The organism is Chryseomicrobium imtechense, from assembly GCF_041475995.1.
Lineage (GTDB): Bacteria > Bacillota > Bacilli > Bacillales_A > Planococcaceae > Chryseomicrobium > Chryseomicrobium aureum.
The window spans coordinates 77,627-94,085 of the sequence record NZ_JBGOBM010000005.1 but is presented as its reverse complement, the minus strand read 5'-3'; the positions used below and the strand labels follow the sequence as shown (position 1 = coordinate 94,085).

Sequence of the window (16,459 nt, the reverse complement as noted above, 5' to 3'; positions counted from 1 at the left end):
ATGACGTATGATTCGTTCAATGTATTCAGGAGTTTCAGGAATGAAAGGTTTTCAAACTAAGCTAGATGTAATCGGGAACAATATCGCCAATGTCAATACAGTAGGATTTAAGAAAAGTTCTGTCGTGTTTCAAGATATGCTAAGCCAAACAGTATCAAGCGTTGGCGTAAATCCAGCACAGGTTGGACTAGGGTCATCAGCAGCAAGTATTCAACAAAATCATAACCCAGGTTCGGGAATGATGACAGGAGTGGGAACAGACCTTGCCATTATGGGAGAAGGGTTCTTTATTGTAGGTGATCCGCTAACAGACGCATTTGATAACCCTACTGTTAATCAAAGTTATTATTTAACTCGCACAGGTAACTTTGTAGTGGATGAGTTTGGATCGCTAAGAACGTCTCAAGGACATTATTTACTAAATAAAAACCAAGAGAAAATTCGAATTAATCCTGAAGAGTATAGTTCTTTTGCAATTAAAGATGATGGGCAAGTGTATGGAATGAACAAAAATACAGGGAATGAAGAGGCCTTAGATGGACAACAGATTGCAATTTTTGCTCCAGCGAATCCAGCAGGTCTTCGAAAAGTTGGTGGGTCACTTTATGAGATGACAACTGCTGCAGGTCCAAATGGAACTATCAATTTTGGAGTTGAAGAAGAAAACGTTTCTAAAATCCAATCGGGAATGCTTGAGATGTCAAACGTCGAGTTAACAGAAGAATTTACTGAAATGATTATTGCACAGCGCGGATTCCAAGCGAACTCGAAGATGATTACTACGTCAGATGAAATCCTGCAAGAACTCGTAAACTTAAAGCGATAGGGTGAAATTATGATTGAGGTCACAAAATTAAATCGTACACCGTTGACAATCAATGCGTTGTTAATTGAGCGGATTGAAGAGACTCCTGACACATACATCACATTTACTACGGGTAAAACTCTTCATGTACTGGAGTCAAAACAAGATGTTGTGAATCGCGTAACGGCATTTTATCAACAAATAGGATTATTTTCTGCACAACATAAGTCTTCAAATTAATGGAAAGGAGTTGTCGTGATGAAACAACGTCAAGAGCCTATCAGCTATGATTTCAGAAGGGCTAGTAAGCTCTCACCAGGACATGTCCGTTCCTTCCTGCGAGTTAGTGAGAAGGTATCACGACAGCTCGGAAATCAATTGAGCCTTCGACTAGATAAGTTTACTACAGGTTTTCCTGGTTCAATTCGCCAAGAAAGCTATGAGGATTTCACGCAAAATTTAAGCCCTTTGGCAATTGTTATAACGGCCACCTTTCCACCACTAAAGGGAGAATTTCAACTAATTGTCTCTAATCGATTAATCCATGCCTGTACAGAATTTTTGCTCGGTGGACATGAGTTGCCCATAGAAGAGAAACCATTGACAGAAATTGACCGAATATTAATTGGACCATTAGCAGAAGAATGGTTGCAACTCTATGCAGAATCTTTTTCATTTTTAACCCCAATTTCAGCAAAGCTTGAACGTATTGAGTTGGCTCAAGACTTTAATTTTCCAATTCATTTGCGCGAGCGTGTCATGATTGTAGAGTCTTTAATTCAGATTGGTGCACTTGAGGAATCAGTGGAATTGGTTATCCCAGTGACGGCACTTGAAGAATTGGTACCTTATCTGTCTCTTTCTGAATCTCCTGTCTCTCAAAATGATGAATCAACACTTGCATCTCGAGAGCTACTACAAAGTGGCGTCTATGACACAGATTTAACCTTACAGGCTGTTTTAGGTGAATGTACGTTGGATGTAAAAGACCTTTTGTCATTGCAAACTGGTGATACCCTAAGATTATCTACAGCTATTGACGATTTCATCCCTGTATACATCGATCAAAAAGTTGTTTATAGAGGACAGGTTGGACTACATCGAGGAAAACGAGCTATTCAAATAGTGGAACAGGAGGATATCAGATGACAAATTTTGAAGAACTGACACCTGAAGAATTGAATCAACTGTTGGCTCTGGTTCCGGTAGATGAATCAATGGAGAAGTTTGAAAATACATTGAAAGTAAATATTCCTTTATGTGAAGAAGCCTTCCATAGTGAAGGATATGAGATAACCCTACAACTGATTGAACTAGGTATCATCGATAAGCCACATCTTGTAGTTCCGGCAAGGAATCAATTAATCCGCCTTGAAAATGAAAATGCTTCACCATTACTACTAGTGATTCCAATAGATGAAAAGTTCCCTCTCGAAACAAGTAGATTTTCTGAACTCTTCTCCAAACCTTTTGGGCAATTCACAGTGATTAGCCAAGATACTCTTCAGGATCATTCTACGGTTGAGTGGCATTTGATAGGAGATACTTCTAAATGGATTGAAGCAAAGTTTGAAGCTGAATATAACTCAAATTATGTAGTATTTAGAATAATGTGGCCGTACCTAGCTACTTCTTCACCAAATAATCAATCGAAAGGAGAATCGCATATGTCAGAGCAACCTCCTCAAAACAATGAACCCAGCATTCAACGAGCGCAATTCTCTTCCTTTGAGCAAGTTAAACAGACTGGTGAGAATAAAACGAATTTGGATATGCTTCTGGATATCCCACTGAATGTCACTGTTGAACTTGGAAGAACGCGTAAAACAGTAAAAGAAATATTGGAAATTTCGCAAGGGTCAATTATCGAACTAGATAAATTAGCTGGAGAACCAGTTGATATTTTGGTCAACCAAAAATTGATTGCTGTTGGAGAAGTGGTGGTCATCGATGAACAATTTGGAATTCGTGTGACGGACATCAGTAGCCAAGCAGATCGCCTTGCCAAGCTTCGCTAGGAATGGGGTACTGAAGTTGAACATACGCATCATGATTATGTTGACCTTAGTTTTCTTTGGGCTAACTGGTTATTCAGTAGAAGCAGCATCCGATCCTTCTGTATTTGAATCCATACAAAAAAATCCATCTTCCGAAGAACAGTCAACAGTGACTACTGAAATCGAAGAGCGAAGCTTATTTTCAGTACTTGGCTCATTGGTTCTTTACACACTATTGATTGTTGGATTGATTTATGGGTTGATTAAGTTTTTAGCTGCTCGACAAAATGCTCTACCTGCTAGTCAAGTGATTCGAGTCCTAGGGGCAAGTTCTGTCGGACAACAGAAATCAGTCCAAGTTGTTCAGGTGGGAGATCAAGTTTTAATCGTTGGTGTCGGGGAAAACGTTACGCTATTGACGGAAATCACGGATGAACAACAAAAGCAAAAATTAGTGCTTTCGAACAAAGAAAACATACATAGAACACCCTTTCAACAAGTGTTTCAAACAAGCTTAGAAAATCAGCGTAAACGACTTCTTGAGAAAAAAGAAGAATGGATGACACGAGGTGACAAGACGTGATATCACTTTTGTCTATCTCCATACCTGGAATCTCAGTGGGAACAGAAGCAACAGGAGACGTTTCAACGACTTTACAGCTGTTGTTGCTGCTCACCATCTTGTCTTTAGCACCTGCGATTTTAATTATGCTTACAAGCTTTACACGAATCATCATTGTATTGTCCTTTGTGCGAACGGGTCTAGGAACGCAGAGCATGCCACCAAATCAAGTGTTAGTTGGTCTCGCTTTGTTCTTAACATTCTTTGTAATGAGCCCTGTACTGACAGAAATCAATGACACGGCACTGCAGCCCTATCTTGAGGAAGAAATTACACAACAAGAAGCCTTAGATCGTGCAGCAAGCCCAATGAAGGAGTTCATGGCGAAACATACACGTGAGAAAGACCTTGCTTTATTTTATAGTTACCAAGGGCTTGATAAACCAAACTCGGTTGATGAGATTCCATTGACCTCGCTCATTCCTGCATTTGCAATTAGTGAGCTGAAGACAGCCTTTCAAATTGGATTTATTATTTTCATTCCATTTCTAATTATTGATATGGTCGTAGCAAGTACATTAATGGCGATGGGGATGATGATGCTTCCTCCAGTTATGATTTCATTGCCATTCAAAATCTTATTATTCATCTTGGTAGATGGCTGGAACTTAATTGTCGAGTCGCTACTCATGAGTTTCTAGAGAGGAGAGGTTTTATGACGCCAGATGCAGTAATCAAACTTGCCGAACAGTCGGTCTATACAGTCATCATGCTCTCTGCTCCTCTCTTGCTCGTGGCACTTGGAGTTGGTTTGCTAGTTAGTATTTTTCAAGCTATGACGCAAATCCAAGAGCAGACACTCTCATTTATTCCAAAAATTCTCGCAGTGTTTTTATCTCTTGTGTTGTTCGGACCGTGGATGTTGACGACGATTGTTGACTTTACACGCAATCTATTCCGAGAACTGCCGATGTTGATCGGATGACGTGGGACGAAGCACTTGCTAGTTTTCCCTATTTCCTACTCGTGTTGATTCGGATGAGTGCATTTTTTTTAATTGCACCGATTTTTTCGCAACGAAACATACCGACTCAACTTAAGATTGGTCTTGCGGTTTTCCTAGCGTTACTTACGACTACAGTTGTACCTACTACAGAGCCGTTTAAACTGGATGGCTATTACACGGTATTAATCTTCAAGGAATTGGTCATTGGGCTGAGTCTAGGTTTTTTAGCTGCCATGATTTTATATATGGTGCAAGTTGCAGGGGCATTTATTGATTTTCAGATGGGCTTTGCACTCGCAAATGTAATAGATCCTCAAACGGGATCTCAAGTCCCTATAATCGGCCAGTTTAAATACATATTAGCAATTTTATTTCTGCTAGCTATCAATGGCCATCATTTATTGATAAATGGAATGTTACATAGTGTAGCGCTTGTCCCTGTTGGCACACGAAATTGGTTGTTTTCTGCAGCAGATCTTTCAGAATTCTTTGTTACGGTTTTTGCCGCGATGTTTGTCGTTGCATTCCAGCTTGCGTTGCCGATTGTCGGATCCTTATTTTTGGTGGATGCTGCACTTGGCTTGCTTGCTAAAACGGTGCCACAGATGAATATCTTCGCGGTTGGTTTTCCTTTGAAAATAGGTGTCGGTTTCATTTTATTACTTATTCTGATGCCTTCTTTTTTCTTTTTGCTTCAACGAATTGTTGAAAGGATAGGCGTATTGATGAATGATTTGATGCGTATTTTGGGAGGATAATTTGATGACACTTCTACGCTTAGATCTTCAATACTTTGCAGGAGAGAAAACAGAGAAAGCCACACCGCAAAAGCGACTTGAATCCCGAAAGAAAGGGGAGGTCGCAAAGTCACAAGAAGTCCCTTCCGCTTTTATCTTGTTTGGGAGTGCCCTCGCACTTTACTTACTGGGTGGCTGGTACTTAGAGAGGATTTTAGCGTTATTTCAGTTTGTTTATCAAGACATATTGCTCACGACAATAACTGTTCAAAACTTACCTGAGCTTGTGAATCAACTGCTAATTGAAATGGTCATTTTAGCAACACCACTGTTTGTTATTGCCATTATTTTTGGCATTGGCGGCACATTTGTTCAAATCGGATTTCTATTTGCTCCAGAGGCTGTGTTTGCAAAACTAAGTCGTATCAATCCAATTAGTGGTGCCAAACGTATTTTTTCATTACGTGCTCTGGTCGAGCTAGTGAAGTCGATTTTGAAGGTAGTCGTTATTGCCACAGCAGCAGGGATTATCTTATGGACAAATAGGGATACATTGATGGGACTGTCTCATCTTCCGATTCGGCAATCGACAGCGGCAATTGGGCAACTGACTTTTCAGTTGTTCGTGACGGTGGCTATCATATTAGTCGTTCTTGCAGTTGCTGACTATATGTATCAGAAATATGAATTTGAAAAGCAGATTCGTATGTCAAAACAAGATTTAAAAGATGAGTTTAAAAAGACAGAAGGCGATCCGTTGATTAAATCAAAGATTAAAGAAAAGCAGCGACAAATGAGTTTGAACCGTATGATTCAAGACCTTCCACGAGCAGACGTCTTGATTACAAACCCGACTCATTTCGCTGTAGCGCTTGCTTATGATGATAAGACGATGGAAGCCCCAACTGTTATTGCTATGGGAATGGATTTTCAAGCGTTAAAACTTCGTGAGAAGGCTAAAGAGTTTCGTGTCACCATTGTTGAGAACAAACCGCTTGCGCGTGCACTTTATGATCAAACAGATATCGGTGATCCGGTTCCAGAAGAGTTATTTGGAGCGGTTGCAGAAATCTTAGCGTATGTTTACCGTATCAACGGACGATTAAAAGGAGGGAATTGACCAGATGAAAGTACGTGACTTTGCTATTTTAGTATCCGTCATCATGATTGTTGTCATGATGGTCATTCCACTCCCACCAATGCTTCTTGATTTGTTAATCATGGTTAACTTGAGTTTGGCCATTACTATTTTACTTGTCGCGATGAATACAAAAGAGCCTTTACAGTTCTCAATCTTCCCAACACTTCTCCTCCTCACCACACTTTTTCGTCTAGCACTCAATGTCTCGACGACACGTTCGATATTATCGGAACGGACTGGTGGTCAAGTCATTGAAACGTTCGGAAATTTTGTTGTGGGTGGAAGCGCAGTTATTGGTATATTAGTATTCTTAATTCTAGTCATTATCCAGTTCTTAGTCATCACGAAAGGGTCAGAACGTGTTGCTGAAGTGGCTGCACGATTTACTTTAGATTCCATGCCTGGTAAGCAGATGAGTATCGATGCTGATTTAGGCGCCGGGATGATCAGCGAACAAGAAGCACGAACGCGCCGCGAAAAAATTAGTCGAGAAGCAGATTTTTACGGGGCGATGGATGGGGCGAGTAAGTTCGTCAAAGGGGATGCAATCGCCGGAATTGTCATAACATTGATCAATATTATTGGTGGATTCATTATCGGGATGCTCGTACACGGGATGAGTGTTTCAGATTCTGCCACTACATTTACCTTGTTGTCCATCGGAGATGGTTTAGTCTCGCAAATTCCAGCATTATTGATTTCTACTGCAATGGGTATCATTGTGACACGTGCTGCTTCAGATGGAAATTTAGGATCCGACATTACAAAGCAATTGTTTGCTTATCCTAAAATGATGTACGTGGTTGCTGGAACCCTATTTATGATTGGCGTATTTACACCAATCAGCAAATGGCTCATCTTACCTGTGGCTTTTGGTCTAGCAGTACTTGGCTTCGTGTTACAACGCAACCTTGATAAAGAAGAGGCACAACTAATTCCCGAATCACAAGAGCAACAAGAAGTTGAATCTATGAAAAGCCCCGAGAGTGTGCTGGATTTACTTCATGTCGATGCAATAGAGTTCGAGTTTGGGTACGGGCTTATTCCTCTTGCAGACAAAAAGCAAGGAGGAGACTTGCTTGATCGTGTCATTATGATTCGAAGACAATGTGCACTGGAGCTAGGAGTGGTAGTTCCTGTCATACGAATCCGTGATAATGTGCAGCTTGGACCGAATGATTATGCTATAAAAATCAAAGGTAACGAAGTAGCACGAGGTCAATTGATGCTTGATCATTACTTGGCTTTGAAGTCGGATGATGATGTATTAATCACAGGAATTGAAACAGTGGAACCTGCTTTTGGTATGCCGGCATTATGGATAGATGAATTAACAAGAGAAGAAGCTGAACTTTATGGGTATGTCATTATTGATCCACCATCTGTGGTCTCGACTCATTTGACTGAAGTGATCAAGCGCCATGCACATGAGTTAATTGGCCGTGAAGAAGTGAAAGCACTTGTTGATCATATGCGTGAATCTTCACCTGCAGTGGTAGAAGAATTAATCCCTCAACAACTAACTCTTGGAGAGGTGCAAAAAGTATTAGCAAAGCTTTTAAAAGAAAAAATTTCGATTCGGAATTTAGTGACAATTCTTGAGACTCTTTCTGATTTTGCTCCTTCGACGAAAGATCCCGAAATTCTAACGGAGTATGTGCGACAATCGTTGTCACGGCAGATCACGCAACAATTCTCTCCTCAAGGGGAAGCTTTAAAGGTTTTGACTGTAGGTGCTTCTGTTGAAAAGAAGTTCGCCAATTCAATTCAACGATCAGAGCACGGAAGTTTTCTATCTTTAGACGCTGAGTCAACGCAACAAATTTATGAAGCACTTTTAGATCAAGTACGTGTAGTTCAAGGACAAGGCATTCAACCGGTGCTTCTTACAACGCCTGGAATTCGCCCATATATGCGTCAATTCTTAGAACGATTTTCAGCAGACATACCTGTCATATCATACAACGAACTTGAACCTCAACTTGAAGTTCAAAGCATAGGGGTTGTTCAGTGGAATGGAGTGAATGTTTAAGTGAAACTAAAGACGTATACTGCGCCAACCTTAGATGAAGCACTAGAGCAAGTTAGAAATGAATTGGGATCTGAAGCAGTAATTGTTCAAACTCGAAAAGTTCGATCAACACAGTGGTTCAGCTGGTTTAAAAGGCCACAGCACGAGGTAGTAGCAGCGCTAGAACCGTCAGTACAGCAAGTATCCCAGGTAGCAGAGAACGAGCAATATAAAGAAACCGAAACTGTTGTAGAACAACCAGTCCGTGATTTGCGCTATGATAAAGTTTTGATGGAGATGCGTGAACTTAAACAAATGCTATACGAGAATGCAAAGGCTCCTAAATTACCTAAGTTATTAGGAGAATTAGATTCGGATTTAAAACAACGAGGGGTACATGCAGAAGCTAGGCACAGTTTTTTATCCGAGGTACAACTCCAACATGGGGAGAAGCGAGTTACAGCTAGTGCATTAATTGCTAGTGTTTCAAAGGCAATAGAAGCTCTTGACTTTACAACTCCACCAACTACTAAAATTTTATGTTTTGCAGGTCCGACTGGTGTTGGGAAGACAACGACGATTGCTAAGTGGGCTACTCAGGAAATTGTTCATAATAAGCGAAAAGTAGGACTGATAACAACCGATACATTTAGAATTGGTGCAATTGAACAATTACGTACCTATGCAACCATTCTAAAAGCTCCCTTTGAAATCGTGACAAATCCGAAAGAGATTCACATAGCACTTGAAAAATTAAAAGACTGTGACCGTATCTTGATTGATACTGCAGGACGAAATTATCAACAAGAAGCTTATATCGAAGAAATCAAGCAAGTGAGCAAGCAAGATCAGTGTGATATACAACTTGTGTTGTCGCTCACAGCGAGCTATGCAGATTGTCAGATGCTCCTTGCTAAATTTAAACCTATTGGAATTAGTGGTGTAGTCCTAACAAAATTAGACGAAACATCACAACCAGGTCATGTTCTAAACCTCTATTATGATGCGCCGTGTCCAATTTCTGCAGTCACTACAGGCCAACATGTTCCTCAAGATATGGTGTTTTTTGGTCCTGAAGTAATGAGACACATTCTTTTAGGGGAGGCATTAGTAGATGGATCAAGCCTCTCAACTTCGTAAACTTATGAAAGAACCGGATTCGTATTCTCCTAAACCTACTTTAATCGCTGTTGCAAGTGGTAAGGGAGGCGTAGGTAAATCTACACTAACACTCAACTTAGGAGTCGCGTTGGCTAAAGCTGGAAGCAGGGTGGCTATATTCGATATAGATATAGGATTTGGCAATCTTGAAACATTACTTGGAGCAAATGCAAAGTATTCAATGAATGATGTAAAAGAAGGAGTCGTGTCATTAAAAGAAGCCTTTTTAGAAGGCCCTTATGGTATTCATATACTTGCAGGCGGAAGCGGGTTATCTACGATTACAGAGTGGCACAAGGAAGAAGTGAACAGATTTTTAACAGAAGTAGCACGCATGGATGTATCGTATGACGTCATCTTATTTGACACGGGTGCAGGTCTTACTGATATGCAAAAGACAATTTTACAAGCGGTAGACCAGACATTTGTTGTCACAACACCTGAACCACCAGCTATGACTGATGCTTACTCATTAGTAAAATTAATGTCCGCAACATCCCCTGATTTCTCATTTCAATTGATAGTCAATCAATGCAGTTCATTAGTTGAAGGAACTCAGTCAGCTAAGCAATTTGAACAAGTTTGTGCGGAATTTCTAAATTGTGAGGTAGAAATTGCAGGGTTTATCATGAAGGATGCCGATATTTCAGTAGCTGTAAGAAAACAAATACCTTATTTTTTATACGCCCCAAAAGGTAGTGCAGCACGCTCAATAGAGCGATTAGCTTTTAAATTGAGAGGGTTTGAACCGAGAGACAAAAATGGGGTAGTGGGCTTTATTAGTCGATGGATGACTTTTCGTTAAGGAGGTGTGATGATGGCGATACAACAGGAAACTCAACTACTGATTGATTGGCAAACGACTCAAGATCCAGACGTAGGAAATGAACTTGTAGAACGCTATTTACCTTTAGTAGACTATGTAACACACCGCATGATTTTACAGCTACCAAAAACAGCAGATAAGGATGAAATAAAGAGTCTTGCATTCGAAGGCCTTCTAGATGCTTTTAGTAAATTTGAGACGACACATGCTACAAAATTTGAAACGTATGCAATTTGGCGAATTAAAGGGTCTATATTAGACGGATTAAGGAAATTAGATTGGTTGCCCAGGGGAATTCGTGAACAAGTAAAAAAGATTGATCAAGCAGTCCTTTTATTACAACAACAACTTCAAAGGGAAGCTACTGATGAAGAAGTTGCAGAGCATTTAGATATGCATGTAGCAGAAGTCAAGCGAATTGTACGCCATTCATCATTAGCAGTAGTGAGCAGCATTCATCAAGAATCCTTTCACGAGGCGACTATAGATAGTGAGGGTTTTTTACAATCACCTATAAATCCAGAATTTCAAGTAGAACGAGCAGTGTTACTCTCTCAAATTGAAGAAGCAATACATCTGTTACCTGAGAGAGAAAAGCTTGTAGTTTCACTCGCTTATCAAGATGAATTAAAATTCACTGAAATAGCAGAGGTTCTAGAGGTTAGCGTCTCACGCATCTCCCAACTACATTCTAAAGCAATGTCAAAAATCCGCCGTGCACTTATAGACAGTTTATAGAGGAGTACTGATAAATTGAACCTACTTATTTATGTTCTGCTTATTTGTTTAATTGTTTTCCAACTCTATGTCATGCAACAAGTCCGTGTTATAAAAAAAGACAAGCAAGCTCTCGAAGAACAAATAGTAAAGTATATAGAGGAACTGGACATCAAAAATCAAGAGCTCCTTGATATTGTGGATGAGCGTATCTCTAGAACTAATGGTCAAACTAGTAGTGGGACAATCATTCCTAAGGAGAAGTCGGTAGATAATCAGCTAAAGCAAATTTCCGCGTTAGATCAACAGGGAATCTCTGAGAACGCCATTGCAGAAAAGTTAGCGAAACCAGTGCATGAAGTTCAATTACTTACATTTTTATCAAGAGAGGAAAGAAATGAATGAAGATTACTTCGCTCCCTTCTAATCCTACAACATTAATTGAAAAAAAAAATCAACCGTCCCCTTCTATTAGCACTTTTAGCCGTATTCTGACAACAAAACAAACGAAAACAAATGAAAACATCCTTGACAGTTTGTTTGCAGAGATGGACAATTGTGGTAGCCAACTAACTGAGCGGAAAACGATGGAGACATTTTATCGCTATAAGAAAGCTGTTCGTGAACTACTTGATGAATTATCTCGACAAACATATCAAGTGTCAGAAAAGACTAGCACACGAACAGGAGTGATGCAGCAAACAGTGCGCATTGTAGATCTAAAATTAGCTGAACTCTATCAAAAAATCCTGTCAGACGAGACCCATCAATTAGATGTGTTAAACATGATTGGTGAATTGAAAGGTATTCTTGTTGATAGGAGAGGATAATTGTGCAAAGAAAAGAAGAAAGACGTGAGCTGTTTAGAGTTGTATTTAAGGAAACTGTATGGGGTACAATGACTCTTCTTGGCGAGGGGGGAGTCACAGTGAAGATACTTGATATCAGTTCGCAAGGTGCATTGGTTGAGACAGATTTTGACATTTCACCGAAATCCAAAGTTTATCTTGACTTTAAAATTAATTCAAATCCCTTTTCGGTTCCCGGATCAGTTATCCGTAAGGTCGTATATCCTGATTATTTTCAATATGGAATCCTCTTTAGTGAGGACAAGCAACAATTTCAAAAGCTCTTTAGAGAGTTAAATACATATAAAATTCGAAAAGCAAAACCTTACTTGTTAGAAGACTAAAATCATTGAAGTACCTGGTGGTGCTTCTTTTTTTGTGGGAAAATAACTAATCTTGTTTATTTATGTCATACAAATGTAATGTTTTGGAGGAATAAAATGGTTGTTAATCACCAATAATTACCTTAGAAAAAAGGTACTATTAATAACGGAAGCTACGAAATATTTTTCTTATTTGGGCACCTGAAAAATATGGAGCGAGTGGTGCAACCGACCTAATGAGCCTTAAAAGGTATCAGTAGGTCTTTTTCATCTAGAGATGAGCATATCTATTTTACCTATAAAAATGTAGAGGTGGAAGACGAATGCGAGTGTTGAATATGAATGATCATCCATTCATACGGCGAGGTGTTGTATCTTTGTTAGAAAAACAACCGAGTTGTGAGTGGATAGTTGAAGCTACTAATTTTTCTATGGAATCAGAATTAAATGTGAAGGAAATGATTGATATCGTTATTGTAGATGTAACGTTAGGAGAAAAAAGTGGATTTGAATTTATTAGACAGGCGAGAAAAATAAATACCGAATGCAAATTCATCGTATTTACAGCTTCTTTAAAGTACCAAGAATTTATCAGAAGCGCAGAGATTAGAAGTCGATGGCTACATATTAAAAATGTTCTACCTGAAGAGTTCTTATATGCACTCCAAATTATTAAACGGGGAAGAAAATATTATGATCCCGATGTTTTAGAGCTAAAAAAATCATGGAGTTAATGATACTCATTTTGTGAATCAACTAACCGCTAAGGAATTAGAAGTATTGATTGGATTGGGAAAAGGAAATAACAATAAAGTAATCGCAGAAAACTTGTATATTTCAGAGTATACGGTTAAAAAACATGTTAGTCAGATATTATCTAAACTCGATTTACCCGATCGGACACAAGCAGCTCTTTATGCAAATGCTATGGGGATTGTCACTTATGCGGTTCATTAAAGCTGAGAGAATGCTGATTTTTTATGCAAATCAGCGTGGGCTATTAATAAATATTATTATAGAACAATAGTTAAATATACTAGAGTGGTTGTAAATTAAATTAATTTAACTTGTGATAGTAAAAAATGTCAGTATCCCTGGTGTAATTCGCGTCATATAATGAACCTAATCTACTCAAGAAATCGCGTAAACTATCATAAATAAAAAGTCGCATGTCCTGAAGCCTACATCTTCAGAACATGCGACGATTTTTTTAAGCAGACACTTTTTTAGATGGTGAGAGAGTCAAAAAATCATCTAAATCTTCACCAGAACTATTGTATAACGATTCGTAGACACCAATTTTTGTTTCATTTTGATGGATGCTCAAGCTGCAAGTGACCATTTCAAGTGTATCTCCATATTGAAAGTTCAACGTGTAGGAGACTGTGCTGAGCAACGGCTCTAGTTCTGCAATTTCAATACAAGGATACTTCAATGCAAAATTGATAGGATCATCATTTTGATACGAGTACAAATAATTCCAAAATCCAGTAATCGTGCGGTTAACAATGTTGTGCGTGTCCATCCATTCCTTCAACTCATGTGAATTCATAAGCCGCTCCTTTCCCCTTTAGGAAAATCAATTTCCGATACGTGGGTAACAAGTGTGTTTGACGAGGGCAAATTCGGACAACCAACTATAAAAATAATATAGGGCTTTTGTCTAACTTTGTCACTCTAGTAGAGAAAAGTGTTAAAGTGTATATGTAAGATCAAATTTGTTTAAATTATGCGCAGTTTGGTCAAGTTTAGTTAACAAGTAACTTGATTCACGAAATCAGGAAGTTGTAAACTAAGGTTGTAAGTAGCAACTTTCCTCTAAGAAAATCGAAATTTGCAAATACTATTAGTTATGTAAGGGAGAATACAAAATGGAATTTAGAGATTTAAAGACTCAATATGCAACATTAAAAGAAGAAATTGATATAGCTGTATTAGAAGCGATGGAGTCTGCCTATTATATCGGAGGACCTCAAGTCAAAAAGCTAGAAGAGCAGTTGTCTGAATTTGTTGGCGTTAAGCATTGTATTTCATGCGCTAATGGTACTGAAGCATTATCGCTAGTTTTGATGGCTTGGGATGTAAAAGAAGGCGATGCTGTATTCGTACCAGATTTTACTTTCTTCGCTAGTGGAGAAGTAGTGTCCTTTAATGGCGCAACACCAATTTTCGTGGATGTTGACCCATCTACGTTTAATATGGATCCAACAAAATTAAAAGTGGCAATAGAAAAAGTAGTGGCAGAAGGGTTATTAACACCTAAGGTTATCATGCCTGTGGATTTATTTGGTTTACCAGCAGACTACCCGCAGATCCAAGAGATTGCATCTGAATTCAACCTCCTAATTCTTGAAGATAGTGCGCAAGGCTTTGGAGGTGCAATTAATGGGAAGCGTGCGGGAAGTTTTGGTGATGCAGCAACAACATCTTTCTTCCCAGCTAAACCACTAGGGTGTTACGGTGATGGGGGAGCTATTTTTACGAATAACGATGAACTAGCTGCCTTACTTGAATCTTTAAAAGTTCATGGAAAAGGAACCGATAAATATGATAACGTTCGTATCGGAGTAAATTCGCGTTTAGACACGATTCAAGCAGCTATTTTACAAGTGAAATTGAAAGCATTTAAAAATTATGAGTTGGACGAAGTGAACCGTGTCTACACGTCTTACACAAATCATTTAAAAGACGTGGTACCTACTCCAGTTATTCCAGAAGGCTATTATTCTAGCTTTGCTCAATATACTATCAAAACAGATTCTCTTGAAGAAAGAAATAATCTACAAAGTCATTTAAAAGAGTTAGGTATCCCGACTATGGTGTATTATATCAAACCAATGCATAAGCAAACTGCATTCTCTCATCTGAAGTTTGATGAATCAGACTTTGAAGTTACAAATAAATTGAGTGATACTGTTTTATCATTGCCTATGCATCCATATCTCACAGAAGAAGAAATCGCTAAAGTTTGTGAGGCTATCAAAGAGTTTTATAAATAAGTTTATTACAAGGAGTCTAATGGGCTCCTTTTTTATTGTCATATAATCGAAATGTCAGACCTCTCAAAATCAAGTATACTAAAGGGTGGAGAAACAGCGGAATCAGTAAAGAATAGGATGATTGAAATGACAAAGCATAATTTTCATGAGAAACACAAAGCATATTTAAAAGAAAAACAGTGGGCACCAATTTCATCTAAGGTATCATTTGCAGATGCACTGGCTCGCTTAACGAAAGTAGAATTAGACACCATTCGTCGCTTTATAAAATTAAAAGGTGTTAGTAAACTAGCAAAGCCTCAGTTAATTGAAGTATTGGTTGAAAATCATACTTTGATTTTCGAGAAGGCAATGGCCTATTTAGATAAAGAGCGTTTTGACTTTTTAAAACAAGCAGCACTACAAGGACCACAAGAGTTCATACCAACAGATGCGTTTAGTTTGAATTGGTTTAAAAAGACAGGACTATTGATTCCTGGATCCATCAATAAAAAGTTTGTGGTAGTGATGCCAGAAGAGTTTAAGCCGCTTCTACTTGATACTGAGCGTGACCAGCTGTTCAAACAGGTTGTGATTGAGAACGAAGATGTAATTTTTGCGACGCGTGGTTTAATTGAAACCTTTGGTGTGTTGCGTTGGACAGATCTATTTACAAAACTCGAAAGCTTGCGATTGACCACTAAGCGTTTAGAGTTTGATGAGATCGTGCTTCTTTTACAAGAATACAATGATTATGAATATTATTTCGAAATGACAAAAGAGTGGGTAGCGGACCTCTTACTCGATCATCCAGAAGATATGCTACAAGCGATTGAGCGTCGTACTGAAATCGAACCAGTTCCTGTTAAGCGCGAAGAAATGATCGAGCTTGGCAGATTGGGAGAGCTTCCAAAAAACCGTGAGTTTGAAAAATTTGAGAAGTATTTGAATAAGACATTCCGAGTGGATCGTGAGACGAGTGAAGAGTTAATTGCTCAAATGATTCCAGATATTCGTAATGAACTAAGTTTCCATGAAGTGATGCAAGGAATCGTGCAAAACTTTGAGTTCTCTTCCAAAGCGCAGGCTGCAGAATTTACGAGTTATGTAACAAAACTTGTGAATAGTATTCCTCGTTGGCTGTTAAAAGGACATGCGCCAAACGACATCTCTACTACGCCAGTAGAAGCTGCACCATCTACTGTGAAAGTAGTAGGGCGAAATGAACCATGCCCATGCGGAAGCGGAAAGAAATATAAAAAGTGTTGTGGAAAGTAAAATGAGCCGAGAGACAAAGCGTCTCTCGGTTTTTTCTATTGGAACTTTTTATAACTTCTTCCGTATAAA

General features: G+C 38.9%; 19 protein-coding genes, 2 pseudogenes and 1 riboswitch. Of the genes and pseudogenes, 20 read left to right on the top strand and 1 reads right to left on the bottom strand.

Annotated features, from left to right (window positions below; translation table 11 throughout):
* The first annotated feature begins 7 nt into the window (after positions 1-7).
* The 18 genes and pseudogenes from AB5N96_RS06590 (at position 8) to AB5N96_RS06505 (ending at position 13,091) form a co-directional block, all read left to right on the top strand.
* Entirely contained in the window at positions 8-826 is an 819-nt protein-coding gene (locus tag AB5N96_RS06590) for a flagellar hook-basal body complex protein (protein WP_499705006.1), read from the top strand.
* A gap of 9 nt (positions 827-835) precedes the next feature.
* A complete protein-coding gene (locus tag AB5N96_RS06585; protein ID WP_204589607.1) occupies positions 836-1,045 on the top strand; it encodes a flagellar FlbD family protein in 210 nt (69 codons plus the stop codon).
* An 18-nt stretch (positions 1,046-1,063) separates the two neighbouring features.
* Positions 1,064-1,954, top strand: a complete 891-nt coding sequence (locus tag AB5N96_RS06580) for a flagellar motor switch protein FliM (protein WP_499705005.1) — start codon at positions 1,064-1,066, stop codon at positions 1,952-1,954.
* Positions 1,955-2,508: 554 nt separating this feature from the next.
* Positions 2,509-2,823: pseudogene (gene fliN / locus AB5N96_RS06575) on the top strand (flagellar motor switch protein FliN); the annotation flags it as partial.
* 16 nt (positions 2,824-2,839) lie between these two features.
* On the top strand, positions 2,840-3,385 hold the full coding sequence (locus tag AB5N96_RS06570) for a flagellar biosynthetic protein FliO (protein WP_204589605.1): 546 nt from the start codon (positions 2,840-2,842) through the stop codon (positions 3,383-3,385).
* Entirely contained in the window at positions 3,385-4,065 is a 681-nt protein-coding gene (fliP, locus tag AB5N96_RS06565) for a flagellar type III secretion system pore protein FliP (protein ID WP_338032434.1), read from the top strand. The genes AB5N96_RS06570 and fliP overlap by 1 nt, the downstream gene beginning before the upstream one ends.
* A 14-nt stretch (positions 4,066-4,079) precedes the next feature.
* Positions 4,080-4,349, top strand: coding sequence for a flagellar biosynthesis protein FliQ (gene fliQ / locus AB5N96_RS06560; RefSeq protein ID WP_204589603.1), 270 nt, complete (start codon positions 4,080-4,082; stop codon positions 4,347-4,349).
* On the top strand, positions 4,346-5,128 hold the full coding sequence (gene fliR / locus AB5N96_RS06555; protein ID WP_499705004.1) for a flagellar biosynthetic protein FliR: 783 nt from the start codon (positions 4,346-4,348) through the stop codon (positions 5,126-5,128). The genes fliQ and fliR overlap by 4 nt, the downstream gene beginning before the upstream one ends.
* A gap of 4 nt (positions 5,129-5,132) precedes the next feature.
* Positions 5,133-6,227, top strand: coding sequence for a flagellar biosynthesis protein FlhB (flhB, locus tag AB5N96_RS06550; RefSeq protein ID WP_499705003.1), 1,095 nt, complete (start codon positions 5,133-5,135; stop codon positions 6,225-6,227).
* A gap of 4 nt (positions 6,228-6,231) precedes the next feature.
* Positions 6,232-8,280, top strand: a complete 2,049-nt coding sequence (gene flhA, locus AB5N96_RS06545; RefSeq protein WP_499705002.1) for a flagellar biosynthesis protein FlhA — start codon at positions 6,232-6,234, stop codon at positions 8,278-8,280.
* Positions 8,281-9,399 carry a flagellar biosynthesis GTPase FlhF gene (gene flhF, locus AB5N96_RS06540; RefSeq protein ID WP_499705001.1) on the top strand — a complete coding sequence of 373 codons (1,119 nt, stop codon included), beginning with the start codon at positions 8,281-8,283 and terminating at the stop codon, positions 9,397-9,399. It abuts the gene before it with no gap.
* Positions 9,374-10,225 (top strand): P-loop NTPase, encoded by an 852-nt coding sequence (locus AB5N96_RS06535; RefSeq protein ID WP_499705000.1) that lies wholly within the window; start codon positions 9,374-9,376, stop codon positions 10,223-10,225. Before flhF ends, AB5N96_RS06535 begins: the two co-directional genes overlap by 26 nt.
* Before the next feature lie 12 nt (positions 10,226-10,237).
* Positions 10,238-10,984, top strand: a complete 747-nt coding sequence (locus AB5N96_RS06530; protein ID WP_499704999.1) for a FliA/WhiG family RNA polymerase sigma factor — start codon at positions 10,238-10,240, stop codon at positions 10,982-10,984.
* Positions 10,985-10,999: 15 nt separating this feature from the next.
* Positions 11,000-11,368 (top strand): hypothetical protein, encoded by a 369-nt coding sequence (locus tag AB5N96_RS06525; RefSeq protein ID WP_499704998.1) that lies wholly within the window; start codon positions 11,000-11,002, stop codon positions 11,366-11,368.
* The gene (locus AB5N96_RS06520) at positions 11,365-11,793 is read left to right on the top strand and encodes a YaaR family protein (RefSeq protein WP_204589595.1); all 429 of its coding nucleotides are present in this window, start codon (positions 11,365-11,367) and stop codon (positions 11,791-11,793) included. The genes AB5N96_RS06525 and AB5N96_RS06520 overlap by 4 nt, the downstream gene beginning before the upstream one ends.
* A 2-nt stretch (positions 11,794-11,795) precedes the next feature.
* The gene (locus AB5N96_RS06515) at positions 11,796-12,155 is read left to right on the top strand and encodes a PilZ domain-containing protein (RefSeq protein WP_499704997.1); all 360 of its coding nucleotides are present in this window, start codon (positions 11,796-11,798) and stop codon (positions 12,153-12,155) included.
* Positions 12,156-12,293: 138 nt separating this feature from the next.
* A riboswitch (cyclic di-GMP riboswitch) is annotated at positions 12,294-12,375 on the top strand.
* A gap of 136 nt (positions 12,376-12,511) precedes the next feature.
* Positions 12,512-12,868, top strand: coding sequence for a response regulator transcription factor (locus AB5N96_RS06510; RefSeq protein WP_499704996.1), 357 nt, complete (start codon positions 12,512-12,514; stop codon positions 12,866-12,868).
* A gap of 13 nt (positions 12,869-12,881) precedes the next feature.
* The gene (locus AB5N96_RS06505; protein WP_499704995.1) at positions 12,882-13,091 is read left to right on the top strand and encodes a response regulator transcription factor; all 210 of its coding nucleotides are present in this window, start codon (positions 12,882-12,884) and stop codon (positions 13,089-13,091) included.
* A 253-nt stretch (positions 13,092-13,344) separates the two neighbouring features.
* On the opposite strand, the gene AB5N96_RS06500 is transcribed toward AB5N96_RS06505, so the two are convergent.
* Positions 13,345-13,686: a hypothetical protein gene (locus AB5N96_RS06500; protein ID WP_499704994.1), complete on the bottom strand. Its 342-nt coding sequence runs from the start codon at positions 13,684-13,686 to the stop codon at positions 13,345-13,347.
* A gap of 310 nt (positions 13,687-13,996) precedes the next feature.
* Here AB5N96_RS06500 and AB5N96_RS06495 point away from each other — a divergent pair.
* Both AB5N96_RS06495 and AB5N96_RS06490 read left to right on the top strand, forming a co-directional pair.
* Positions 13,997-15,133: pseudogene (locus AB5N96_RS06495) on the top strand (DegT/DnrJ/EryC1/StrS family aminotransferase); the annotation flags it as partial.
* Between the two features lie 126 nt (positions 15,134-15,259).
* On the top strand, positions 15,260-16,390 hold the full coding sequence (locus AB5N96_RS06490) for an SEC-C metal-binding domain-containing protein (RefSeq protein ID WP_499704993.1): 1,131 nt from the start codon (positions 15,260-15,262) through the stop codon (positions 16,388-16,390).
* Positions 16,391-16,459: the final 69 nt, after the last annotated feature.

Bases quoted from the DNA above. Each gene is read 5' to 3' on its own strand.
- AB5N96_RS06590 (WP_499705006.1), top strand. From the start codon at position 8: ATGATTCGTTCAATGTATTCAGGAGTTTCAGGAATGAAAGGTTTTCAA.
- AB5N96_RS06585 (WP_204589607.1), top strand. From the start codon at position 836: ATGATTGAGGTCACAAAATTAAATCGTACACCGTTGACAATCAATGCG.
- AB5N96_RS06580 (WP_499705005.1), top strand. From the start codon at position 1,064: ATGAAACAACGTCAAGAGCCTATCAGCTATGATTTCAGAAGGGCTAGT.
- fliQ (WP_204589603.1), top strand. From the start codon at position 4,080: ATGACGCCAGATGCAGTAATCAAACTTGCCGAACAGTCGGTCTATACA.
- fliR (WP_499705004.1), top strand. From the start codon at position 4,346: ATGACGTGGGACGAAGCACTTGCTAGTTTTCCCTATTTCCTACTCGTG.
- flhB (WP_499705003.1), top strand. From the start codon at position 5,133: ATGACACTTCTACGCTTAGATCTTCAATACTTTGCAGGAGAGAAAACA.
- flhA (WP_499705002.1), top strand. From the start codon at position 6,232: ATGAAAGTACGTGACTTTGCTATTTTAGTATCCGTCATCATGATTGTT.
- AB5N96_RS06535 (WP_499705000.1), top strand. From the start codon at position 9,374: ATGGATCAAGCCTCTCAACTTCGTAAACTTATGAAAGAACCGGATTCG.
- AB5N96_RS06530 (WP_499704999.1), top strand. From the start codon at position 10,238: ATGGCGATACAACAGGAAACTCAACTACTGATTGATTGGCAAACGACT.
- AB5N96_RS06520 (WP_204589595.1), top strand. From the start codon at position 11,365: ATGAAGATTACTTCGCTCCCTTCTAATCCTACAACATTAATTGAAAAA.
- AB5N96_RS06500 (WP_499704994.1), bottom strand. From the start codon at position 13,686: ATGAATTCACATGAGTTGAAGGAATGGATGGACACGCACAACATTGTT.
- AB5N96_RS06490 (WP_499704993.1), top strand. From the start codon at position 15,260: ATGACAAAGCATAATTTTCATGAGAAACACAAAGCATATTTAAAAGAA.